This is a genomic window from Parvibaculum sp. (assembly GCF_045863935.1).
Classification (GTDB): Bacteria; Pseudomonadota; Alphaproteobacteria; order Parvibaculales; family Parvibaculaceae; genus Parvibaculum.
This window is the reverse complement of the sequence record NZ_BTVP01000012.1, coordinates 17,438-41,125: the sequence shown is the minus strand read 5'-3', so window position 1 is coordinate 41,125 and position 23,688 is coordinate 17,438. Positions and strand designations below refer to the sequence as shown.

The window sequence follows — 23,688 nt, the reverse complement described above, 5'->3', positions numbered from 1 at the left end:
TTGCGCTGCCCTTACTCAAGGATGTCCTCCGATCAGCCGGTCGGCGGCGGCGCGCGCCTCGTCGGTCACGGTCGCGCCCGCGAGCATGCGCGCGATCTCCTCGCGCCGCGCATCGGCATCGAGCGTCTCGACGCGTGTCGCAAGCCGCGCATCCTTCTTCGCCTTGGTCTCGCCGGCCTCGTTCTTCGAAATGCGGAAATGGTGCCGTGCCCGCGCGGCGACCTGCGGCGAATGCGTCACGACGAGAACCTGCACCTCGCGCGAAAGTTCCGCGAGGCGAAGGCCGACGGCTTCCGCCACCGCGCCGCCGACGCCCGCATCCACCTCGTCGAAGATGAGCGTCGGCGCGCTGCCCCGCGAGGCGAGCGCGACCTTGAGTGCCAGCACGAAGCGCGAAAGCTCGCCGCCCGACGCGATCTTGATGAGCGCACCGAAAGGAGCGCCGGGATTGGTCGAAACGAGAAAGGACACGCGGTCGAGGCCGTCCGGTCCGCCTTCGGCGAGCACGTCGATCTGCGTCCTGAAGCTCGCCTTGTCGAGTTTCAGCGGCTTCAGTTCCTTCATCACTTCCTTGTCGAGCTTCGCCGCCGCTTTTGCGCGCGCCTCCGACAAGGCCTGCGCCGCGGATTTGTAAGCGGCGGATGCCTGCTCCGCCGCCTGACGGAGTTCGCGGAGCTTCGTCTCGCCGCCCTCGATCTCGGCAAGCTGTCCGCGCAGCGTCTCGGCGAGCGCGGCAAGGCTGTCCACCTGCACATTGTGTTTGCGCGCGGCGGCACGGAGCGCAAAGAGCCGCGTCTCCACATGCTCGAGCCGCGCGGGATCGAACTCCATTGCGCGGAGCGCCTGCGCCACCTGGTCGCGCGCCTCCGCCGCTTCGTTGAGCGTCCGCTCCAGCGCCGCGATCGCCCCGTCGAGCCGCCCGCCCGCCTGCTCCGCCACGCGCGCCATGCGGCGCAACGCGATGTTGAGCCGCGCATCGAGCCCGCCATCGCCCGAAAGCGCCTCTTCCGCCTCGGCGAGATCGGCGGCGATCTTTTCCGAATGCATCATCAGCGTGCGCTCTTCGGCGAGCGTCGTTTCCTCACCTGGTTCGGGCGCGAGCTCGTCGAGTTCGCCGACGACATGAGTGAGGTAGTCCTGCTCGGCCTTGGCCTTTGCGAGCGCCGCCTCGTGCCCCGCCAGCGCCTCGCGCGCGGCCGACGCCGCCGCCCAGAGCTTGCGCACCTCGCGCAACTTCGGCTCAAGGCCGCCAAAGGCATCGAGGATCGCGCGGTGGCCCGACGCGTCCAGAAGCCCGCGCTCGTCATGCTGACCGTGAATCTCGACCAGCATGTCGCCGAGCTGGCGCAGCAGACCGACGCTCACCGGCTGGTCGTTCACGAAGGCGCGCGAGCGCCCGTCCCGCGTCTGCACGCGGCGGAGAATGAGGTCGCCATCGGTGTCGATGCCGTTCTCTTCCAGAAGGGCGCGGGCGGGATGATCGGCGGGAAGATCGAACACGGCGGTGACGCTGCCCTGTTCCGCCCCCTGGCGCACGAGCCCGGCATCGGCGCGCGCGCCGATCGCAAGGCCGAGCGAGTCGAGAAGGATCGATTTGCCGGCACCGGTCTCGCCGGTCAGCGTGCACAGGCCCTTGTCGAGCGAAAGCTCAAGCCGGTCTATGAGGACGATGTCGCGGATCGACAGCGCGGCGAGCATGAAACACGCCTTCTAAGGAAAACCCGAGAGATCAGAAAACGGAGTTCCAGGCACGGCTGATCCAGGAGTCCTTGTTCTCCTGTGGCTCGAGCCCCTGTTCGGCCAGCAGCGCATAGCTGTCTTCGTACCAGTCGCTGCCGGGGAAATTGTAGCCGAGGATCGCCGCCGCCGTCTGCGCTTCGGTCTTGATGCCGAGCGAGAGATAGGCCTCCGTCAGCCGCTCCAGCGCTTCCGGCGTATGCGTGGTCGTCTGATACTTCTCGATCACGACGCGGAAACGGTTGATCGCGGCGATGTAGTCGCTCCGATTGAGGTAGTAGCGGCCAATTTCCATTTCCTTGCCCGCCAGGTGATCGAGTGTGAGATCGATCTTGAGCTTGGCGTCGCGCGCATACTCGCTGGCCGGGAAACGCCGCGTCAGTTCGTAGAATGAGTTGAGCGCGTTCTCCGTCATCTTCTGGTCGCGGCCGACATCCGAAATGCGTTCGTAATAGCTCAGCCCGATCAGGTAGTAGGCGTAGGGCACGTCCCTGTTGCTCGGATGCAGCGAAATGAAACGCTGCGCGCTGAGGATCGCCTCGTCGTACTGGTTGACCTTGTAGTTCGCATAGGCGCCCATCAGCATGGACCGGCGCGCCCACTCCGAATAGGGGTGCTGCCGCTCGACCTCGTCGAATTCCTTGGTGGCCGGGATGTATTCCTTGGCCTCCATGTGGTCCATCGCCTTGTTGTAGATCTGCTCGACCGCCCGCTCCTCGTAAGGGAGCTCGTCGTCGGACGAACAGCCGGCCAGACCGGCGGCGGCGAGGACGAAGACGCCCGCAACAAGGGCGCGGAAGGAAACGGCGGGATGACGGCGGATGGGCAACCTGGCCTCACTCATTCGGGCAAAGTCCATTTCGTTCGATTTTCGGGCCGCACCGGACGCCCGATGCGTGAATTCCTGCCGACTCGTCCCCTCAAGCGGGCCGATCCGGAGCCTTTTTCTATCTCAATAAGTGCCCCGAGACCATAGCGCCGGAACGAGGGGCGAGGCCGGCCGGATAACGGGAAGAAAACATGAAAAAGGGCGCGTCCCGGGACGCGCCCTTCATAGCTTGAAAGGCTGAAATCAATCCGCCGAAATGGCAAGTTCCCGAGCCATCGGAGCGGGACGCCGCGCTTCCGCGAAGTCCACCACCTCATAAGCCGAGGGGTCGGCCATCAGCGCGCGGAGCACGCGATTGTTCATGGCATGGCCCGCACGGGAGCCCTCGTAGCGGCCGATCAGCGGCAGGCCAGAAAGAGCGAGGTCGCCCACGGCGTCCAGCACCTTGTGGCGCACGAATTCGTCTTCGTAGCGCAGGCCGTCCTCATTCATCACATGGTCGTTGTCCACGACCACCGCATTGTCCAGCGAGCCGCCCTTGGCGAGCCCCACCGCCCACATCGCCTCGATGTCGCGGCGCAGGCAGAAAGTCCGCGCCCGCAGAATGTCCTCGGCGAAGAAGGGATCGTGCAAATCCGCCTCGATCGACTGATGCCCGATCACCGGATTGTCGAAGTCGATCTCGAAGGCGACACGGAAGCCCTCACCCGGCAGCAGCGCCGCGCGTTTCTGTCCGTCTTCGACCACGACCGGCTTCAGGATACGAATTGCCTTGCGCGGCGCATCGAGCTTCTCGATGCCCGCCGCCTCGATCTTTTCGAGGAAGATTTCGCTGCTGCCGTCGAGCACCGGCACTTCCGGCCCGTCGATCTCGACGAGAAGATTGTCGATACCGAGCGCGGAGAGCGCCGACATCAGATGTTCGACCGTGCTCACCGTGGCGCCTGCGGCATTGCCGATTTCGGTCGACAGCGTGGTGCTGACGACGTTGCCGAAGGTGGCGCGGATGTCGGAGACTTCGCGGCCCTGCGCCACGAGATCGGTCCGGCGGAAGACGACGCCCCTGTCGGCTTCCATCGGATGCAGCACCATGTGGATGGGCGCGCCGCTATGGAGGCCCACGCCGTCGATCACGACGGGCCGGACCAGCGTCATCTGCGGAAAAGCGATCGCACGGATGCGCCGCTCGCGCCGGACATTTTCCAGCATGATTGTCTCGAATTCGGATTTCGGCACTTGGAACACTTTCACTACCCCCGACGCAGTCCCGCCCCCTCTGGTCTGCGAGGATGGTTCTAGCAGCAGGCCGAATCCCCCTCAAATAACAGATTTTTACTGAATGTTACGGTCAGCGGTGGCGCCTAAGCCCCTGACCTGAAAGGAAAACCCGCCCTTCGGGAATTAACCCCGAAAAGGGCGGGTTCAACCTCGAAAATGACCCTGCCTGGCGGGTTCCCGCCGGCAGGTTCGAAGGCTTAGTTCGCCTGGCGGCGCAGGAAGGTCGGGATCTCGAGCTGCTCTTCTTCATAGGAGGGCTGCACGAGGCGGCTCTCGGTCGAGGGAGAGAGGCTTTCCTGCTGCGGCCTGGCCGTCTCGGCCGGGACCTGACGCGCGGGTTCGGGCCGGGCCTGGCGCTGCGCCATTCCGGGCTCGCGCCGCGGCGCCGGAGCCGCCTCTTCTTCCGCTTCCTTCCGGCGGCCGCCGGTCAGACGCTCGAAGAAGGTCGGGCCTTTCTTCGGGGCGCGGGACTGCTGCACAGGCTGGCCCTTCTGGCCAAGAAAGGAGGGGAGATCGCCCTTCTGCACCCGGTCCAGATCGCCCGGAATATAAGGACGCGCCGGCGTCTTGGGCTCCGCACGGACGGCACTCGCCGCGACGACGGGGGCTTCCGGTTCCTGACGGACCGCCTGCCGAGGTTCGGGCTTGTGGATGATGACCTCGGCCTCGAAGTCCTTCGCGTCGAACTGACCGCCGGCCCGGGGCGCCGGGGCTTCTTCCTCGATGCCGAGCTCCGTCTGCCGGGCCGTTTCCGCCGCGGGAGCCATGCGCTCCTCGATCCGCTCGACCTGCGCCTGCACCGGATTGAGGGTGCGGGCCGTCTGCTGCGCGGGGAAAGTCGCCGCCGTGCCGCGCGCCGGGGCCCGCTCGGCCACGGCACGTGCCTGGGCCTGCGTCTCCGGCCGGTTGAGCTGGGCTTCTTCCGCCTCGATGCCGGTCGCGACCACGGACACGCGCATGCGCCCGTCGAGCGAGGTGTCGAAGGTGGAGCCGACGATGATGTTCGCGTCCGGATCGACCTCGGAACGGATGCGGTTTGCCGCCTCGTCCACTTCATAAAGAGTGAGGTCCATGCCGCCCGTGATGTTGATGAGGACGCCCTTGGCACCCTTCATCGACACTTCATCGAGAAGCGGGTTCGAGATCGCGGCTTCCGCGGCTTCGATCGCCCGGTTCTCGCCGCTGGCCTCGCCCGTGCCCATCATGGCCTTGCCCATCTCGTTCATCACGGTGCGAACGTCCGCGAAGTCGAGATTGATGAGGCCCGGCTTCATCATGAGGTCGGTGATGCCAGCCACGCCCGAATGCAGCACCTGGTCCGCCATGCCGAAAGCGTCGGCGAAGGTCGTGTTCTCGTTCGCGACCCGGAAGAGGTTCTGGTTCGGGATGATGATGAGCGTGTCGACATATTGCTGCAGGTCGCGAATGCCTTCTTCCGCGAGCCGCATGCGCCGCGAGCCCTCGAACTGGAAGGGCTTCGTAACGACGCCGACGGTGAGCACGCCCTGCTCGCGCGCCGCGCGGGCGATGACGGGGCCCGCACCCGTGCCCGTGCCGCCACCCATGCCGGCCGTGATGAAGACCATGTGCGCACCCTGGATGTGCTCCACGATCTCGTGAAGCGCCTCCTCGGCCGCCGCACAGCCGACTTCGGGACGCGAGCCCGCACCGAGCCCTTCCGTGATCGACGCGCCGAGCTGGATGCGCCGTTCGGCGGATGAGAGCGCCAGCGCCTGCGCATCCGTGTTCGCGACCACGAAGTCGACCCCTTCGAGGCCAGCCTCGATCATGTTGTTGACCGCATTGCCGCCTGCGCCGCCGACGCCGAAGACGGTGATCCGGGGCTTGAGTTCCTTTGCCTGCGGAACCGAAAGTTTGATGCTCATGTTAAGCCTCCTGGGAGCGAAGTTTGAAAACCGGGGTCGGGGTCGCCGCGCATCGTCGAGGCGGCGGTTTTATGCCCGCTCTGCCGGGCGGCGCCGCCAGCCGTCCCAGGGCACGTTCAACGAAACTCGTTCCCGGTTTTGCGCGTTTCATCAGAAGTTCTCCTTCAGCCAACGGCCGAACCGCCGGAACTGTCCGGCGGACGCGGCCTGTCCGGCGTCGTCTCCGGCGCCGGCCGCTTCGAGGGGAGAGATTTGCGAGTAGGCAAGAAGGCCCGCACAGGTGGAGAAGGCGGGGCCCCCCGTCGCTTCGGCAAGCCCCGTCAACCGCACCGGCTGGCCGACGCGGACCTGCTTGTCGAGCATGCGCGCGGCAAGCTCCCGCGCGCCGTTGAGCTGCGCCGCACCGCCCGTCAGCACGACGCGCCGTCCCGCGAGCCGCCCATAGCCGCTCGCCTCCATCCGGTCCCGCACGAGTTCGAAAGTTTCCTCCAGCCGCGGCTGGATGATGCCTGTCAGCATCGACCTCGGTATGTGATTGGCCGAATCGGCATCGCTCTCGCCCACTTGCGGCACGTCGATCATCTCTCTTTCGTCCGAAGGACTCGCCAGCGCGCTCCCGTATAGAGTCTTCATCCGCTCGGCATGTGCGAGCGGCGTGGAGAGTCCCCGCGCAATGTCATTAGTAATGTGATTCCCGCCGATTGACACGGAATCGCAGTAAACCATCGCGCCTTCGAAGAAGATTGCGAACGACGTCGTCCCCCCGCCCATGTCGATCATGGCGACACCGAGGTCCATTTCGTCCTCGACGAGACAGGCAAGGCCGCTCGCGTAAGGCGACACGGCGACGCCCGCAACCGACAGGTGACAGCGTTCGATGCAGAGTTCGAGGTTCCGGAGCGGCCCGCGCAGCACGCTGACCATATGCACCTCGACGCCGAGCTTCTCGCCGAACATGCCGCGCGGATCGCGCACGCCCCGGCTGCCGTCCACGGAATAGTTCGTCGGGATCGCGTGCATGACGTCGCGTCCCTCAGGCTGAAAGTTTGCCTGCGCATGATGGATGAGCCGCGAAAGGTCGACATCGCTGACCTCCCCGCCCGTGATCGAGGCGCGCACGCCGACCGTCTGGCTCTTCGGTTCCGCCCCCGAGAAACCGACCACCACTTCGCGGATCGTGACGCCCGCCATCCGTTCGGCAGCATCGACCGCGACGCGAATCGCCTCCTCGGCCGCATCCATGTCGACGATGGCGCCCGCCCGGATGCCGCGCGAGACCTGGTGACCGATCCCGATGACGCGCACCGGCGCGTGCCCATTGGACGTCCGCCCCGGCTCGATCTTCGCGATGAAACAGGAAATCTTGCTCGACCCGACATCGAGCGCGGCGATCGTGCCCGACCGTCCCGCCGCCACCGGCCGCCCCTGAAAGCTCCTCGAACCCAGAGAAACCATATTCATGTATTGCCTCCACGTGCGGCGCCACCCGGCCGCACAACGCCGTTCTTTGTTTTCGCTTCCGTCGCAATTCCCTTGGTCGCCGCCGCGTCTTCCGTCAGCTCAACCGAAACGCGGTCTGGCAGACGGAGATCGACGGAAACGATGTCGCGGGAGAGCACCTTGTACTTCGTGTCGTAGGCCGCGAGATCGGCAAGCGCCTTGCCGACGCCCATTTCCGGCAGCTTCACGTCCACGCCGTTTTCGAGCCGGAGATTCCAGCGCCGGTCGCTCACGCGCACAAAGGCACGCACGCGCTGCAGAAGCTGGGGCTGCTCGGCCCGCATGAGATTGAGGAGCGCCGGCGTCTCGCGCGGCGCGCCGAAGCCGACGATGAAGGGAAGATGTGCGAAGTCCTGCACGCCTTCATCCGTGATCGGCTGGCCTTCGGCATCGATGATCGAAAGCGCACCGCCGCGCTGCCACAAGGCGAAAGGCTCGCGTTCGCTCACCTCGATGCGGATCGTGTCGGGCAGGAGCCGCGTCACCGTTGCCGAGCGCACCCAGCCGAGCCGCTCGATCCGCTGGCGCGCCGCCTCCGTGTCGAAGCCGAAAATCGGATCGCCACGGTCCACGCCCACGGCCGCGAGAAGGTCGTCCTTCCGCGTCTGCGCGCGGCCCGTCACGGTCACGTCCTGGATGGAAAAACCGGACAGTGCGAGCACGCGGTTCACCTGCCGCCCCGTCGCATCCACCGCCGCCTGTGCATGGCCGCCGATCACGATGCCGTAGACGATGACTCCCGCGATGAGCGCGACCGCGCCCATGGTGAAAGGCCGCGTGCCGAAGTTCCCCTCGCGCAGGTTCTCGAACCAGAGCGCAAGCGGACCCGCAGGACGCTCCCTGCGGCGGCCGAACGTGCTCATGGCGCTCGCATTGCGCCGCTTGCCCGGCGCGATCTTCGAGCTCTTCTTCTTTGGCGCCGCACGGACGCCGGTGCGCGACTGGGCCTTCACCTGTCGCATGATGCGTCCTCCACCATCCAGCTCACGAGTTCGCCGTAGGAATAGCCAGCAAGGCCCGCAAGTTCCGGCACGAGCGATGTCGGCGTCATGCCGGGCTGCGTGTTCACTTCGAGAAGAATGAGTTCGGTCTTGCCCGGCCGTGTGTCGTCGAAGCGGAAATCGGCGCGGGAAACACCGCGGCAGCCGAGCGCCTTGTGCGCGGCGAGCGTGAGGCGCTGCACCTCTGCATAAACATGCTCGTCGAGCGGCGCCGGAATGACATGGCGCGACCCACCCGTCTGGTACTTCGCTTCGTAATCGTAGAAGGCGGTGTTGGCGATGATTTCGGTGACGCCGAAGATCTCCTCGCCCATCACAGCGCAAGTGAGTTCGCGGCCCGCGATGTAGCGTTCCACCATCACTTCGTTGCCGAGATTCCATTCCGGCGAGGTGAGTTCGGCCGGCGGCCTGTTGTCGCCCTCGCGCACGATGAAAACGCCGACGGAAGAGCCCTCGCTCACCGGCTTGATGACATAGGGCAGGTCCATGACATGGCCATAAGCCGCCTGCTCGCGCGGCACGACAACGCTTTCGGCAACGGGAAGCCCCGCCGCGCGGAAGACGGGCTTCGCCCGCTCCTTGTTCATGGCGAGCGCGGAAGCGAGCACGCCCGAATGCGTATAGGGAATGCGCAGGATTTCGAGCAACCCCTGCACGCAGCCATCCTCGCCCCAGCGCCCATGCAGCGCATTGAAGGCGACGTCCGGCTTCACTTTCAGAATCTGGTCCGCAAGATCGCGCCCCGCGTCGATCTCGGTCACATGGTAGCCGCGGCTCTTCAGCGCTTCCGCGCAGCCGCGCCCCGAGACGAGGCTCACCTCGCGCTCCGCGCTCCATCCGCCCTTCAGAACCGCGACGTGCTTTCCGTTGCTCATGCGCGGCCCCCGCTCTTGTTCGTGTCTTCGGCGCGGACGCCGATCCGGCGGATTTCCCAGTGGAGCGTCACGCCGCTTGTCTCTTTCACACGCGCGCGCACCTCTTCGCCGAGGTCTTCGATATCGGTGGCGGTCGCGTCGCCGGTGTTGATGAGAAAATTGCAGTGCAGCTCCGACACCTGCGCCCCGCCCTTGCGAAGCCCGCGGCAACCCGCCGCGTCGATGAGCTGCCAGGACTTCTTGCCGTCCGGGTTCTTGAAGGTGGAACCGCCGGTGCGCGTGCGGATCGGCTGTGTCGCCTCACGCGAAGCCGTGATTTCGTTCATGCGAACGAGGATTTCCGCCTTGTCGCCCGGCGCGCCCTGGAACAGCGCCTCCACGAAGATCAGCTCTTCCGGCGCACCGCTGTGACGGTAGCTGTAATCCATGTCGGCAAGCGTCAACACATGCCGCTCGCCCTTGCGGTCGATCGCGACGGCGGCGACGAGCACGTCCTTCGTCTCGCGGCCATAGGCGCCTGCATTCATGCGCAGCGCGCCGCCGATGGAGCCGGGGATGCCGCGGAAGAACTCGAGCCCCGCGATGCCCGCTTCCTGCGCCGCGCGGGACACGGCAACGTCGAGCGCCGCCGCGCCTGCGCGAACGCAGTCCCCCTCTTGAACGTCGATATTCATGAACTCACGGCCGAGCCGGATGACAACGCCCGGCACGCCGCCTTCGCGGACCAGCAGGTTCGAGCCGACGCCGACCACCGTCACGGGCACGTCTTCAGGCGTACCCTTCAGGAAGGCGGCAAGATCGTCGGCATCCGCCGGACGGAACAGAACTTCCGCATGACCGCCGACGCGGAACCAGGTGAGCGGCGCGAGCGGCGCATCGGCAATGAGCTCACCCCGCACGGGCGGCAGGCGGTCGAGCAGCGAGGAAGTGCGGGCTTTCGCAGCCATCATTTCTTCCTCCCCGGCTTCTTCGCCGCAGGCTTCGCTGTCGCAGGCTTCTTCTTGCCGAGCGCTTCGAGGTTCGCGGCAAGGTCGTTCGCCCAATAGGTGATGTTGCCCGCACCGAGGCAGACGACGAGATCGCCGGGCTTCGCCACTTTCGCGATGAGACCCGGCAGAGCTTCCGGCCCTTCGAGCGGCATCACGTCGCGATGTCCGCGATCGCGAAGCCCTTGCACCAGCGCATCGCGGTTCGCACCCTCGATGGGCTTTTCGCCCGCCTCATAGACATCGGCGACGATCACCGCATCCGCGTCGTTGAAGCAGGCGCAGAACTCGTTGAAGAGATTGTGAAGCCGCGTGTAGCGATGCGGCTGGACGACGGCGATGGTGCGCCCCGCGCTCGCCGAACGCGCGGCCTGCAGCACCGCCGCGATCTCGACCGGGTGATGACCGTAGTCGTCATAGATGCGCACGCCGTTCCATTCGCCCACGAAGGTGAAGCGCCGCTTGACGCCCCCGAAACCTTCGAGCGCGGCGCGGATCTGTCCGTCGCCGATGCCCATTTGCAGCGCGACGCCGATGGCAGCGAGGCTGTTCAGCATGTTATGCGTGCCGTGCATGGCGAGGCGCACGCCCTTCAGCTCGCGCGTCTCCCGCGTCTTGCGGTCGGTGATCGCGACATCGAACACGTTGAAGCCGTCCTCGACGCGCGCATTCGTCGCGCGGATGTCGGCTTGCGGGTTCGTGCCATAGGTCACGATGCGGCGGTCGCGCACGCGCCCGATCAGCGCCTGCACTTCCGGGTGGTCGATGCACATGACGGCCGCGCCGTAGAAAGGCACATTCTCGACGAAGGTGAGGAAAGCGTCCTTCGCCGCCTCGAACGTCCCGTAATAGTCGAGATGCTCGGGATCGATATTGGTCACGATGGCGACGGTCGCCGGCAGCTTCACGAAAGTGCCATCGGACTCGTCCGCCTCCACCACCATCCACTCGCCCGCGCCGAGGCGCGCATTGGTGCCATAGGCATTGATGATGCCGCCATTGATGACGGTCGGGTCAATCCCCGCCTTGTCGAGAATGGCGGCGACCATGGACGTCGTCGTCGTCTTGCCATGCGTACCGGCAATCGCGACGCAGCTCTTGAGGCGCATCAGCTCCGCAAGCATTTCCGCGCGCCGCACCACGGGCAGGAAGCGCGCCCGCGCCTCCATGAGTTCGGGATTGTCGGCCCGGATCGCGGAGGAGACGACGACGACCTGCGCCTCCTTCACATTCTCTGCCTTCTGGCCGATGAAGACCTCGATGCCGAGCGCCCTGAGGCGCTTCACATTGGCGCTGTCGGCGAGATCGCTGCCCTGCACCTTGTAGCCGAGATTGTGCATGACCTCGGCAATGCCGCTCATGCCGATGCCGCCGATGCCGACGAAGTGGATGTTGCCGATGTCGAGAGGTGCCGGACGCATCATGCACCTCCGATCGCGAATTCGAGATTGTTGCCGCCGCTCTGCGCGATTTCCCCGCGCCCGCGATTGCGGAGCGCGCGGTATTCGCCGCGCCCCAGCGCCTCCACGAGGTCGGCGAGATCGCGCACGGCATTGGGCTGGCCCTGGCCCTTTGCGGCGGCGGCTGCCGCTTCGAGATCTGCCGGTGCGGCAAAAAGCTGCTCGATCCGCTGCGCGAAGGCTTCCTCGGTGAAGTCCTTTTGCTCGATCATCCAGGCCGCCCCCACGCTTGCCAGCTTCTCCGCATTCGCCTTCTGGTCATTGTCGAGCGAATGCGGCAGCGGCACGAGGATCGACGGACGCCCGATCACGGCAAGTTCGCTCACCGTGGAAGCGCCGGACCGTCCGACGACGAGGTGGCACGCGGCGATGCGCTCCGGCATGTCATCAAAGAAGGAGTTGAGTTCCGCGCCGATGCCCGCTTCCGCATAGATGCGGCCGACGCGCTCGATATCCTCGGGCCGCGCCTGCTGCACCACGCGAAGGCGGCGGCACATCCCTTCCGGCAGACGCGACAAGGCAGCGGGAACGACATCGCTCATCACGCGCGCGCCCTGGCTGCCGCCGAAAACGAGAAGACGGATGTCGCCGCCCGGCTGCGGCGCATCATAGGGCGCACCCGCCTGCGCGATAACCGCGTCGCGCACCGGATTGCCGGTGAGCACGAGCTTGCCCGCATCACGGGCTTTCAGGAATTTCGGCTTGTCGAAGGTGGACGCGATCGCCTCTACATGCGGACCGACGAGGCGGTTCACCCGGCCGAGCACGGCATTCTGTTCATGCACGCAGGTCGGCACGCCGCGCAGGATCGCCGCCACGACGGGCGGCAGTGTCGGATAGCCGCCGAAGCCGATCAGCGCGGCAGGCTTCACCCGCTGCAGGATCGCGAAGGAGCGAGCGACGCCCGCGAGAATGGCAGGCGCCGCCCTCAACAGGCCGGCGAGGCCTTTGCCTGAAGGTGTCGCCGACGGAACGGCATAGATATCCGCTTCCGGGAACAGACGGTCGAAACGCTGCACGCGCTCATCCGTCATCAGCACGATCTTGCGGCCGCGGCGGCGCAATTCCTGCGCGAGCGCCTGACCGGGGAAAAGATGTCCGCCCGTGCCGCCGGCGGCAATGACGATGGGACCGCGGGGATAATGCGTCATGCGCCGATCCCCCGTCCGTTCTGCCGCGCGACATGGGAACCCGCGCGGCGGCGCGTCAGCGAGAGCAACATGCCCATCGCGAAGGCGAGCGCGAAGAGAGACGAGCCGCCATAGGAGATGAAGGGCAGCGTCATTCCCTTTGCGGGCATGAGGTTCACATTGACCGCCATGTTGATGAGCGCCTGCAACCCGAACAGCGCGACGAGGCCGCATGACGCGAATTGCACGAAGAGGTCCGGCTCGTCCATCGCGTGACGAAGTGTGCGGATCACGATGGAAGCGAAAATGCCGATGATGACGAGACCGGCGATGATGCCGTACTCCTCGGCCGCGACCGCAAAAATGAAATCCGTATGCGCATCTGGCAGAATGCGTTTCACGACGCCCTCGCCCGGTCCGCGCCCCATAATGCCACCTGCATTCACCGCATCGAGCGCCCGGTCGATCTGATACGTGTCGCCCGATTCCGGATTGAGGAAACGGTCGACGCGGCTCGCCACATGCGGCATCAGCGAGTAAGCGGAGATCGCCCCGACAAGCGCGAGCGTGGCAAGGGAACCTATCCACCCCCAGGACAGGCCAGCCATGAAGAGCATCGCACCAAAGACCATGGTGACGAGCATGAGCTGGCCGAAATCGGGCTGGATAGCGAGAACCGAAACCACCATGCCGAAAAGCCCAAGGCCGATCGCCGTGCCGGGCACGCCCGGCGTGCGCTGCGCCTCCGCGAAGAGCCATGCGACCAGCACGATGAAGGAGGGCTTCACGAATTCCGAGGGCTGCACGCCGAAGGGGCCGATCTGGAGCCAGCGATGCGCTCCCTTCACCTCCGGTCCGATGAGCGGCGTGAGTGCCATGAGCACAAAAGCAACGGCGAAGACGGCGGCGGCGACGCGGCGCACTTGCCGCACATTGAGAAGCGACACACCGATCAGAACGCCAATGGACGGCAGAAGGAACGCCATCTGCCGATAGACGAAATGAAACGGCGGCAGGTGAATGCGGGTGGCGACCGCCGGGCTCGCCGCGAGCGCCAGCACGCCGCCCAGCAGCATCAGGCTGAACAACCCGGCCAGTGTCCACTTGTCGACAGTCCACCACCATTCGGCAAAGAGGCTGCGGTTGGTGCGCGCGAGACGAATCATGCCGCTGCCCCTCCCTTCGCCTTCAGGCGCTCCTGCACGGCCGCGCGAAAGACGTCGCCGCGCTCCTCGAAGCTCTTGAATTGATCGAAGGAGGCGCAAGCCGGCGAGAGCAGAACGACCTTGAGGTCCGCCTTGTCCGCCACCGCGTCGCGCGAGGCAGCTTCCACGGCGCGGTCGAGCGTACCGCACTGAATGGCCTCGACCTTGCCCTTCAGCGCCGCCGCAAAGTCATGCGCCGCATCGCCGATGAGATAGGCCCGGCGCACCTTCGCAAACCAGGGCTCAAGCGAGGAGATGCCGCCCTCCTTCGCCTTTCCGCCGATGATCCAGTAGATGTTGTCGTAGGTTGCCAGCGCCTTCGAGGCGGCGTCCGCATTGGTCGCCTTGCTGTCGTTCACGAAGCGCACGCCATCTGCCTCGCCCACGATTTCCATGCGGTGCGCAAGGCCGGGGAAGCTCTCGAAAGCGGCTAGGATGCGCTCGCGCTGATAGCCGAGCGCGCGGCCCACCGCATAAGCCGACGCCGCATTCTGCCAGTTATGAGTTCCCGCCAGCGTCTTTATTTCGCGCAGATCGCCCGCCTTCGCCGTCTGCGTGCCCGTGCTGTCGTAGATGTTGCCCTCGAGCACGTAGATGCCACGGGACAGCGCCTTGCCGATCGAAACCGGCACGACCGCCTCCGCGCGCCGCGCGCTTTCGCGCGTGCAGATTTCCATGGTGATCGCATCGTCGGCGCCGATCACCGCCGTGTCGCCCTGCGCCTGCCGCGCGAAGATGCGTGCCTTTACGGCGGCATAGTGGTCAAGCGTGCCATGCCGGTCGATATGATCGGGCGTGATGTTGAGCAGCACCGCGACATCGGGTGCAAGTCCCGGCGCCAGGTCGATCTGGTAGGAGGATACCTCCACCACATAGACCGTCCCCTTCTGCGGCGGATCGAGATCGAGCACCGCGCGCCCGATATTGCCACCGACCTGCGCATCGCCGCCGCAACGCCGGATCATGTGTCCGATCAATGCCGTCGTCGTCGACTTCCCGTTCGTGCCCGTGACGGCGACGATGTGCGCCGGCACGCCGCTCGCGTTCACGGCGCGCTGGAAAAGTTCGATATCGCCGATGACTTCGACATTTGCCGCCCGCGCCTTCAGCACGGCTGGATGCGGTACCGGATGCGTCAGCGGAATGCCGGGGCTCAGGATGAGTGCCGAAAAAACGTTCCAGTCCCAGCCCGACGCATCGGCGAGCGCAAAGCCCGCCCGCGCCGCCTCCTCGCGTTTAGCCGGTGCATCGTCCCAGGCGAAAACCTTCGCGCCGCCGGCCTCGAGCGCGCGCACGGTCGCGAGGCCGGACTTGCCGAGTCCCAGCACCGCCACGTTCCGCTTGTCGAAGCCTGTCGCCGCGATCATCCCCTCACCTCAACTTCAGCGTCGCAAGGCCCGCCATGGCGAGCACGACCGAGATGATCCAGAAGCGCACGACGACGGTCGGCTCCGCCCAGCCCTTCTGCTCGAAATGATGATGCAGCGGCGCCATCCGGAAGACGCGCTTGCCCGTCAGCTTGAACGAGGCGACCTGCACGATCACCGACACCGCCTCGAGAACGAAGAGGCCGCCGATGATCGCCAGCACGAGTTCGTGCTTTGCCGCGACCGAGATCGCGCCCAGCGCCGCGCCGAGCGCAAGCGACCCCGTGTCGCCCATGAACACCATGGCCGGCGGCGCGTTGTACCAGAGGAAGCCGAGCCCCGCGCCGATCAGCGCCCCGCAGAAAACCGCAAGCTCGCCGGTCCCGGGCACGAAATGGATCTGCAGATAATCGGCAAACACCGCGTTACCGACGAGATAGACGATGAGGCCGAGCGAAGCGGCGGCGATCATCACCGGAACGATGGCGAGCCCGTCGAGCCCGTCGGTGAGGTTTACGGCGTTCGACGATCCGACGATCACCAGGGCGCCGAACAGGAAGAAGAAGCCGCCGAGCTGGATCAGCACTGTCTTGAAGAAGGGCACCGTCAGCGCCGTCTGCAAGGGTTCGCTCGACACCAGCACCAGCGCCCACATGGCGACGAGCGCGATCGCGAATTCAAACAGCAGCTTCACGCGGCCCGGAACGCCCTGCGGCGAAATCTTCGACACTTTCAGATAGTCGTCGGCAAAACCCACCGCGCCGAAACCGAGCGTCACGAAGAGCACGATCCACACATAGCGATTGCTCCAGTCCGCCCAGAGCAGCACGGAAGGCACGAGCCCGACCAGGATCAGGAACCCGCCCATGGTTGGCGTGCCCTGCTTCTGGAGCACATGAGTCTGCGGCCCGTCCTCGCGGATCGGCTGGCCGCGCCGCTGCCGCGCGCGCAGGAGCGCGATCATGCGCGGCCCGAACAGGAAGCTGATGAGAAGCGCCGTCACCGTCGCCCCGCCCGTGCGGAAGGTGATGTACCGGAACACGTTGAGCCCCGCCACATTGTCCGCCATGCCGCCGAGAAGATCGTAAAGCATCAGTTGCCCCCCCTGTTGCGCCTTATGCTCTCGCCTTCGTCGTCGCCGAGCCCCCTCAGCAATTCGACGATGGGTCCCATGCGGGAACCGAGAGATCCCTTCACCATCACGACGTCGCCAGGCTCCACCGCCTCGCTGAGCGCCTGCCCGAGTTCGTCGGACGTTTCCGCATAAGCTCCCTGCACGCTCGCAGGCAGCGCCTTGAACAGCTCGCGCATATGCGGCCCGCTCGCAAAAACGAGGTCGATGCCCGCCGACTTGATCGGTTCGGCAAGCCCGCGATGCATCTCGATGGAGGCATCCCCAAGTTCGAGCATGTCGCCGATGACGGCAATACGGCGGCCTTTGCCTTCCGGCTTCGATTGGCCGAGCGCTTCCAGCGCCGCGCGCATGGAAGCCGGGTTCGCGTTGTAGCTCTCGTCGATCAGCGTGAAGGCACCGAGCGGCGTCTCGACGCGGTGACGTTCGCCCCGGCCCTTCGGCGCTTTCAGATGCGCCATCGCAAGCGCCGCCATGGCGAGGTCCGCGTCGAGCGCATGAACGACGGCAAGCATCGCAAGCGAGTTCATCACGATGTGATGCCCCGGCACCGAGAGCTTGTAGGTCACGGGCTGGCCGCAGATCGTGGCCGAGACGCAGGAGCAATCTTCCTTCAGCGCCGCCTTTTCGAGATGTGCGTCCGCTTCCGGGTGTTCGCCGAAGGAGATGATGCGCCCCGCGCCGCTCGTCTCCGCTTTCGCGCGCAGCCGCGCGTAATGCGGATTGTCGCGGTTGAGGATGGCGACGCCGCCCTTCTGCAGGCCGTCGAAAATCTCGCCCTTCGCATCCGCGATCTGCTCGACGCTGTCGAAGAAGGCCATGTGCACCGCTTCGACGGTCGTGATGAGAGCCGCGAAGGGCTCCACCAGCTTCGACAGCGGCGTGATCTCGCCGGGATGGTTCATCCCCACTTCGAAGATACCGAAGCGCGTATTGGCGGGCATCCGCGCGAGCGATAGCGGTACACCCCACATATTATTGTAGGAGGCGGCGGAGGCATGGGTCGCCCCCTGCCCGGACAGGATGAGGCGAAGCGCTTCCTTCGTACCCGTCTTGCCGACGCTGCCCGTCACGGCCACAACCTTCGCCTGCGTCCGCCTGCGTGCCGCGCGTCCGAGCGCATTAAGTGCCACGAGCGTATCCGGCACGAGCACGAGCGGCCCCGCCGCGCGCATCGCGTCGCTCGCATGGGAAACAAGCGCCGCCGCCGCGCCTTTTTTCAGCGCGCCTTCAACGTGAGCATGACCGTCCGAATTTTCACCGACGATGGCGACGAAGAGATCGCCTTGTTCGAGCGTACGGCTGTCGATGGACACACCGCTCGCGGTCCAGCTTTCGCCGACAGCCTCGCCGCCCGTCGCGGCAATCACATCCGCACTCGTCCACAGGGGCGTCGTCATGCGCCACCCCCGATCTTTCCAGCCGCCGTTTCGATCACCTCGTGATCGGAGAAAGGGATCGTCCGGTCGCCAACGATCTGCCCCGTCTCGTGGCCCTTACCCGCAACGACCAGCACGTCGCCCTTCTCGAGCGCGCGCATCGCCGTTTCGATGGCCTGCCCCCGGTCGCCGATCTCGCTGGCCTGCGGACAGCCCTTCATCACTTCGGCGCGGATCGCGGCCGCTTCTTCGCTGCGCGGATTGTCGTCGGTCACATAAACGGCGTCGGCAAGCCTCGCCGCGATCTCGCCCATGATAGGGCGCTTGCCCTTGTCGCGGTCGCCGCCACAGCCGAAGACGACGAGAAGCCGCTTCTGCGTATGCGGCCGCATCGCCTCGAGCACATTCTGCAGCGCATCCGGCGTGTGGGCATAATCGACATAGACGGAGGCGCCCGACGGCAGATGCGCCACTTCTTCCATGCGGCCCCTGGCGCCGGAAAGCTTCTCGAGCACCGCAAAAACCTGCGCCGCTTCCGCGCCGCAACCGATGGCAAGCCCCGCCGCGACAAGCGCATTCGACGCCTGGAACCCACCGACCAGCGGCAGGTTCACCTCGTAGTTGGCACCCTCATGCACGATGTCGAGCACCTGCCCGCGAAGCGTCGGCCGCGCGGCGGCGAGGAAAATGTCGCGCCCCTTGCGGCCCACCGAGATCACGCGATGCCCGCGGGCCCAGCAAACGGCCTCGAACTCGGCGAATTGCGCGCTGTCCGCATTGATGACCGCAACGCCGCCCGGCCCCATCACTTCGCCGAAAAGACGGAGCTTCGCATAAAGGTAGTCGTCGAAGCTTGTGTGATAGTCCATGTGATCGCGGGTGATGTTGGTGAAGCCCGCCGCTGCGAGCTTCGTTCCATCGAGCCGGTATTGCGCAAGCCCGTGGCTCGACGCTTCCACCGCGAGATGCGTCACGCCCTCTTTCGCCAGTGCGGCAAGTTCCGCCTGCAGTGCCACCGGGTCCGGCGTCGTATAGCCGAGCGGGCGGTCGCCTTTCGGACTCGTGATGCCGAGCGTGCCGAGGCTCGCTGCCTGCTCGCCAAGCATCGCCCAGATCTGCCTCGTGAAGGTCGCAACGGAGGTCTTGCCGTTCGTGCCGGTCACAGCCGCGATGGTGCGCGGCTGCACGCCGAAAAAGGTCGCCGCCATCAGCGCCAGGCGGCGGCGCGGATTGCGATCTGCGATCACCGGCACATCCGCTTCGATTGACGCGCCTTGCGGCACGAGCAGCGCCGCGGCGCCCATTTCGAGCGCCTGACCGATGAACTTCGTGCCGTCGAGCCTGGTGCCGGGCAACGCAGCAAAGAGATAGCCGGGCCGCACCGCGCGGCTGTCCGCCGTCAGGCCGAGTATCTCCGTCGCTCCCCCTTCGGGAAGCGCCGGGGATTCTTTCCCGATCAACGCCGCAAGCTGCATGTCACCCAACATTCTGTCCGTGCCGTCTACTCAACATCGGCCTTCTGGCCTCGCCGCCCGTTCCACCTGGAGCGGACCGGAAATTTACTGTCCGCTCGTCGTCTGGTAGGAGACGAGCTTCGCCTCCCTCAGCACATCGCTTTCCTGCGGCTTCGTCGCCGGCTTGATGCCGAGCAGCGGCGCCACGCGCGAGATCACGCGCGCCGTCACCGGCGCCGCGTTCCAGCCCGCCGTTGCATAGCCATAGGTTTCCTTGGTGGCTTTCGGTTCGTCGAACATCACGATCATGGCGTAGCGTGGATCGTTCGCCGGAAAGGCGCTGATGAAGGAGGTGATGAGCTTGGTGCGCGAATAGCCGCCGTTCATCGGCTTTTCCGCCGTGCCCGTCTTGCCCATCACGGGATAACCCGCCACATCGGCTTTGCGTCCGGTTCCTTCCATCACGACAAGGCGCAACAGCCCGCGCATGGTCGCGCTCGTCTCCGCCGAGATCACCCGCTCGCCGAGCCGCGGCTCGTTGTGCCGCAGGAAGGTCGGCTCCACCTTGAAGCCGCCATTGACGATGGTCGAAACGGCGCTCGCGACCTGTAGCGGCGTCACCGCGATGCCGTGGCCGAAAGAGGTTGTGATCGTCGCAAGCTCGGTCCAGCGCGCGGGCGTCAGCGGCGCGCCGGATTCGGGCAACTCGATCTGCGGCCGCGTCAGCAGCCCGAAACGCTGGAGATACTGGCGATGCTCTTCCCCGCCGAGCTGAAGCGCGATCTTCGCCGTGCCGATATTCGAGGAATGGACGAAGACCTCCGGCACGGAGAGCCAGCGGTTTTCGGCGTGATAGTCGTGAATCTTGAAGCGCGCGACCTGCAGCGGCTGCGTCGCGTCGAAGCGCCCGTCGAGATTGACCCGCCCGCTGTCCAGCGCGGCAGCAAGCGTCACCGCCTTGAAGACGGAGCCCATTTCATAGACACCGAGCGTCGCGCGGTTGAACCGCGTTTCGTCCGATGAGGCCATCGGGTCGTTCGGATCGAAATCGGGCAGCGAGGTCATCGCGACCACCTCGCCCGTATGCACGTCCATGATGACGCCGACTGCGGCCAGCGCGCTGAATTCCGCCATCGACTTCTCGAGTTCGTCGCGCAGCGCGTGCTGCACATGAAGGTCGACGGACAGCATGAGCGTGCTGTTGCGGTCGAAATTGGGCCGTCCTGTGTCATCCGCGCGGCCGAGCGACTTGTCCATGTAGCGCTCGATGCCCGCGATGCCGCGATTGTCGATATCGACCATGCCGAGCACGTTGGAGCCGGTCTTGCCGTTCGGATAGACGCGCTTCTGTTCGCTACGAAAATCGAGCCCCGGCATACCGAGATAATGGACCGCATATTGCTGCTTCGGCGTGAGATCGCGCTTGAGCCAGACGAAAGCCCCGCCGGCTTCAAGCTTTGCCGTCACGTCCTTGACGTTGAGGTCCGGCAGCACGCCCACGAGCTGGCGGGCGGTCTCCGCCGGATCGATGACATAGCGCGCATCGGCAAAGAGCGATGCCGTCGCGATATCCGTCGCCATGACCTCGCCGTTCCGGTCCACGATGTCGGGACGGTGGATTTGCGTCGACCCGCTCGCGACAGCGATATTGTCTCCACCGTCGCCACCCATGATGGCGAGGCCGACGAGCCGCGCGCCAACCAGCGTGAAGCAAGCGGCAAAAAGCGCAAGCGAGAGGAAGATGCGGCGCTGCGAGGGCGTGCGGCCTTCCGCCCCGCCCTGACGCCGCGCGCGCGGCTTGGCGATGGCGTCGTGGCCGGGCGGCAGATAACGCCCCTGCGAATGTATGTCGGCGTTGCGGCCGATCCTCGATCCGATGCCTGCGCCGATCATTGGACACTACTCCCGCCGGTCGAAACGCCGGCATAGCCGCCGAGCGGCTGGCGCTGTGGCACATAGAATTCGTCCGCCATATGCGGCATCGGCACATCCTCGAAAGTACCGATCTGCGCCGCGGTGAGTGGCGTCAGTTCCGTGTAGCGCTTGGCAAGCTCCTGCAGCCGTTCCGGCTGGTTGAGGTAGCTCCACTCGGCGCGCAGAACGCGGATCGCTTCCTCTTCCTTCGCGATCCGGCCCTCGAGCTGGCGCGCATGGCGATCCGCCGTCTCGGCGCGATATTTGATGTCGTAGAGCCCGACCGACAGGCCGATGACGGCAAGCACCAGCAGAAGGTTGATGACGCGGATCATGCGGCCCCTCCCAGGAAGGACGGCATGTTCCGCATGCCAAGCGCGGCAAGGTCGAGTGGCACCGCGGGCGCGCCCGTGCGTTCGGCGGCACGAAGCTTCGCCGAGCGGGAGCGGACATTCGTTTCGATCTCGGCTTCCGAAGCCTTGCGCGCCTTGTGCGAGATTTCTCGGAAGGAAGGTACGATCTCCTCGCTCGCGGGCATGTAGCGATTGGCGCGGCCCGCCCGCCCCGTCCGCTCGACGAGGAAGCGTTTCACGATCCGGTCTTCAAGCGAGTGAAAGGCGACAACGGCGAGCCGGCCGCCGTCATGAAGCAGCGCCTCGGCGCCAGAGAGACCGCGCGCCAGCTCTCCAAGCTCATCGTTCACGAAAATGCGCAACGCCTGAAAGGTTCGCGTCGCGGGATGGATCTTGTCCTGCGGACGGCGGCCGATCACCCGCGAGACGATCTCCGCGAGTTCGAGCGTCCGATGGAGCTCCGCTTCCTCGCGCGCCGCCACGATGGCACGGGCGACGGCGCGGGCACGCTTCTCCTCGCCATAGACGGCGATGATGCGCGCAAGATCGCTTTCGTCCAGATGGTTCACCGCATCGGCGGCGGAAGGGCCCTCCCCGCTCATGCGCATGTCGAGCGGCCCGTCCTGCTGGAACGAGAAGCCGCGCTCCGCCTGGTCGATCTGCATGGAGGACACGCCGACATCGAAGACCACGCCGTCCACCGTCTCATGGCCGAGCGCGCGGACGAGCCGCTCCATGTCGCCAAAACAGCCTTCGATCAGCGTGAGGCGGCCGCCGAATTCTGGTTCGAGCGCGCGGCCGCGCAGGATCGCGCTCGGGTCGCGGTCGATCGCAAGCACCGCGCAATCTGCCGAGCCGAGGATCGCACGCGTATAGCCGCCCGCCCCGAAGGTTCCGTCCACATAAATGCCGCCGTCGCGGGGTTTCAGCACGTCGAGAACATCGGTCAGCATGACCGGAACATGAGGGCTATGGCTTTGGCCGGCACCGCTCATTGGCCGCCCCCACCCTGCGCCGAGGGGGACCGCAGCAGATCGCGGTACTTCTGCGCGTCCTCCAGCGCCTTGGCGTAATAGGCGTCATAGGCCTTCGGCTCCCAGACCTGGAAGCGCTGCCCCATGCCCACAAAGGTCGCTTCATCGGAAATGCCGGCAATGTTGCGGAGCGTCTCTGGCAGGATCACGCGCCCGTCGGAGTCGAAGGTCAGCTCCGCGCTCTCGCCGATCAGAACCGCCGACAAGGTCTGGCGCTCGGGCGCGAAGGGATCGAGCCGGTCGAGCATCTGGTCGATGATGTCCGAAAACGCGGGGCCGCAGCCCTCGACGAAGGCGCCCGGATTGAGCGGCGGAAACAGGATCACGCCATTGAGGCCCTGGGCGATCGTCACGGCACGAAACTTCGCAGGAACGGATACCCGTCCCTTCGAGTCGATCTTGTTCGTGAAACGCCCCCGGAACGACTCCATCGTCCGACCTCTTCCCCTTTATCGGGCCGCCCCTCCTGCCTTCGGGGCTCTTGTCCACGGGACCGGCTGGCACCAATCGGGGCAGCATGGCCTTTTTACGGGACATCATGGGATATCATGGGATATCATGGGCGTCAACGGGAAACCCTAGTATTTTCGCGGTTTTGGGCGGTATTCAGGGGCCTTAACAGCTCGTTAAAATTGCCAATATTGTTGGAACATAAGAAGAACATCCGACTGTTCTGGAGATCGTTCCGTGCCATCTCGAAACGTTAAGGCCCTGACGTCCCGAAGACGTAGGCAGGACTGGTAATCGAGGGGGTGAAAGGTGTCAGATGGCCTGTAAGCCGGGTTCTGTGCCCTTGCGGGCGATGGCCATTCATCTGGGACGCCCGTTACCGGACGCCTCGAGCAACCAACCCGGGCGGCGGCCCGGAAACGGGTTTTCCAGGCTAAAGGCCTGAAACGCCGCCCCTATTTGGTCTTGCTCCCGGTGGGGTTTGCCGTGCCGCGTCCGTTACCGTCCGCGCGGTGCGCTCTTACCGCACCCTTTCACCCTTACCGGACCGCGGTCCGGCGGTTTGCTTTCTGTGGCACTTTCCCTGGGGTCGCCCCCGCCGGACGTTATCCGGCACCGTGTTTCCGTGGAGCCCGGACTTTCCTCTGCACGAATGCAGCGGCCATCCGGCCATCTGACCCTTTCGACATGCGCGCAAAGAAGGCTCGCGTCAAGACAC

Annotated in this window: 19 protein-coding genes and 1 other RNA gene; all 20 read right to left on the bottom strand. The window is 65.6% G+C overall.

Going from position 1 to position 23,688, the window contains the following annotated elements; all coding sequences use genetic code 11:
• Nucleotides 1-15 precede the first annotated feature (15 nt).
• Nucleotides 16-1,698 (bottom strand): DNA repair protein RecN, encoded by a 1,683-nt coding sequence (recN, locus tag ACKUUH_RS06950; RefSeq protein WP_407949159.1) that lies wholly within the window; start codon nucleotides 1,696-1,698, stop codon nucleotides 16-18.
• A 31-nt stretch (nucleotides 1,699-1,729) separates the two neighbouring features.
• A complete protein-coding gene (locus ACKUUH_RS06945) occupies nucleotides 1,730-2,596 on the bottom strand; it encodes an outer membrane protein assembly factor BamD (RefSeq protein WP_407949158.1) in 867 nt (288 codons plus the stop codon).
• A gap of 213 nt (nucleotides 2,597-2,809) precedes the next feature.
• On the bottom strand, nucleotides 2,810-3,775 hold the full coding sequence (gene lpxC, locus ACKUUH_RS06940; protein WP_407949157.1) for a UDP-3-O-acyl-N-acetylglucosamine deacetylase: 966 nt from the start codon (nucleotides 3,773-3,775) through the stop codon (nucleotides 2,810-2,812).
• 266 nt (nucleotides 3,776-4,041) lie between these two features.
• Nucleotides 4,042-5,730, bottom strand: coding sequence for a cell division protein FtsZ (gene ftsZ / locus ACKUUH_RS06935; protein ID WP_407949156.1), 1,689 nt, complete (start codon nucleotides 5,728-5,730; stop codon nucleotides 4,042-4,044).
• 150 nt (nucleotides 5,731-5,880) lie between these two features.
• Nucleotides 5,881-7,191: a cell division protein FtsA gene (gene ftsA / locus ACKUUH_RS06930; protein ID WP_407949155.1), complete on the bottom strand. Its 1,311-nt coding sequence runs from the start codon at nucleotides 7,189-7,191 to the stop codon at nucleotides 5,881-5,883.
• Nucleotides 7,188-8,192 (bottom strand): cell division protein FtsQ/DivIB, encoded by a 1,005-nt coding sequence (locus tag ACKUUH_RS06925; RefSeq protein WP_407949154.1) that lies wholly within the window; start codon nucleotides 8,190-8,192, stop codon nucleotides 7,188-7,190. Before ACKUUH_RS06925 ends, ftsA begins: the two co-directional genes overlap by 4 nt.
• Nucleotides 8,180-9,106, bottom strand: a complete 927-nt coding sequence (locus tag ACKUUH_RS06920; RefSeq protein WP_407949153.1) for a D-alanine--D-alanine ligase — start codon at nucleotides 9,104-9,106, stop codon at nucleotides 8,180-8,182. The genes ACKUUH_RS06925 and ACKUUH_RS06920 overlap by 13 nt, the downstream gene beginning before the upstream one ends.
• Nucleotides 9,103-10,056: a UDP-N-acetylmuramate dehydrogenase gene (murB, locus tag ACKUUH_RS06915; RefSeq protein ID WP_407949152.1), complete on the bottom strand. Its 954-nt coding sequence runs from the start codon at nucleotides 10,054-10,056 to the stop codon at nucleotides 9,103-9,105. The genes ACKUUH_RS06920 and murB overlap by 4 nt, the downstream gene beginning before the upstream one ends.
• Nucleotides 10,053-11,513 carry a UDP-N-acetylmuramate--L-alanine ligase gene (murC, locus tag ACKUUH_RS06910; RefSeq protein ID WP_407949151.1) on the bottom strand — a complete coding sequence of 487 codons (1,461 nt, stop codon included), beginning with the start codon at nucleotides 11,511-11,513 and terminating at the stop codon, nucleotides 10,053-10,055. The genes murB and murC overlap by 4 nt, the downstream gene beginning before the upstream one ends.
• Complete coding sequence (gene murG / locus ACKUUH_RS06905; protein ID WP_407949150.1) at nucleotides 11,513-12,703, bottom strand: undecaprenyldiphospho-muramoylpentapeptide beta-N-acetylglucosaminyltransferase; 1,191 nt, start codon at nucleotides 12,701-12,703, stop codon at nucleotides 11,513-11,515. The genes murC and murG overlap by 1 nt, the downstream gene beginning before the upstream one ends.
• Nucleotides 12,700-13,848 carry a putative lipid II flippase FtsW gene (ftsW, locus tag ACKUUH_RS06900; protein WP_407949149.1) on the bottom strand — a complete coding sequence of 383 codons (1,149 nt, stop codon included), beginning with the start codon at nucleotides 13,846-13,848 and terminating at the stop codon, nucleotides 12,700-12,702. The genes murG and ftsW overlap by 4 nt, the downstream gene beginning before the upstream one ends.
• Nucleotides 13,845-15,254 (bottom strand): UDP-N-acetylmuramoyl-L-alanine--D-glutamate ligase, encoded by a 1,410-nt coding sequence (murD, locus tag ACKUUH_RS06895; protein ID WP_407949148.1) that lies wholly within the window; start codon nucleotides 15,252-15,254, stop codon nucleotides 13,845-13,847. The genes ftsW and murD overlap by 4 nt, the downstream gene beginning before the upstream one ends.
• Nucleotides 15,255-15,258: 4 nt before the next feature.
• Nucleotides 15,259-16,347: a phospho-N-acetylmuramoyl-pentapeptide-transferase gene (gene mraY / locus ACKUUH_RS06890; protein WP_407949147.1), complete on the bottom strand. Its 1,089-nt coding sequence runs from the start codon at nucleotides 16,345-16,347 to the stop codon at nucleotides 15,259-15,261.
• On the bottom strand, nucleotides 16,347-17,786 hold the full coding sequence (locus ACKUUH_RS06885) for a UDP-N-acetylmuramoylalanyl-D-glutamyl-2,6-diaminopimelate--D-alanyl-D-alanine ligase (RefSeq protein WP_407949146.1): 1,440 nt from the start codon (nucleotides 17,784-17,786) through the stop codon (nucleotides 16,347-16,349). Before ACKUUH_RS06885 ends, mraY begins: the two co-directional genes overlap by 1 nt.
• Nucleotides 17,783-19,240: a UDP-N-acetylmuramoyl-L-alanyl-D-glutamate--2,6-diaminopimelate ligase gene (locus tag ACKUUH_RS06880; RefSeq protein WP_407949202.1), complete on the bottom strand. Its 1,458-nt coding sequence runs from the start codon at nucleotides 19,238-19,240 to the stop codon at nucleotides 17,783-17,785. The genes ACKUUH_RS06885 and ACKUUH_RS06880 overlap by 4 nt, the downstream gene beginning before the upstream one ends.
• Before the next feature lie 84 nt (nucleotides 19,241-19,324).
• Entirely contained in the window at nucleotides 19,325-21,112 is a 1,788-nt protein-coding gene (locus ACKUUH_RS06875) for a peptidoglycan D,D-transpeptidase FtsI family protein (protein ID WP_407949145.1), read from the bottom strand.
• Nucleotides 21,109-21,468 carry a hypothetical protein gene (locus tag ACKUUH_RS06870; RefSeq protein ID WP_322311583.1) on the bottom strand — a complete coding sequence of 120 codons (360 nt, stop codon included), beginning with the start codon at nucleotides 21,466-21,468 and terminating at the stop codon, nucleotides 21,109-21,111. The genes ACKUUH_RS06875 and ACKUUH_RS06870 overlap by 4 nt, the downstream gene beginning before the upstream one ends.
• Nucleotides 21,465-22,481, bottom strand: a complete 1,017-nt coding sequence (gene rsmH, locus ACKUUH_RS06865; protein ID WP_407949144.1) for a 16S rRNA (cytosine(1402)-N(4))-methyltransferase RsmH — start codon at nucleotides 22,479-22,481, stop codon at nucleotides 21,465-21,467. The genes ACKUUH_RS06870 and rsmH overlap by 4 nt, the downstream gene beginning before the upstream one ends.
• The gene (locus ACKUUH_RS06860) at nucleotides 22,478-22,951 is read right to left on the bottom strand and encodes a division/cell wall cluster transcriptional repressor MraZ (protein ID WP_322311581.1); all 474 of its coding nucleotides are present in this window, start codon (nucleotides 22,949-22,951) and stop codon (nucleotides 22,478-22,480) included. Before ACKUUH_RS06860 ends, rsmH begins: the two co-directional genes overlap by 4 nt.
• 327 nt (nucleotides 22,952-23,278) lie before the next feature.
• An RNA gene (gene rnpB, locus ACKUUH_RS06855) (RNase P RNA component class A) lies at nucleotides 23,279-23,647 on the bottom strand.
• Nucleotides 23,648-23,688: the final 41 nt, after the last annotated feature.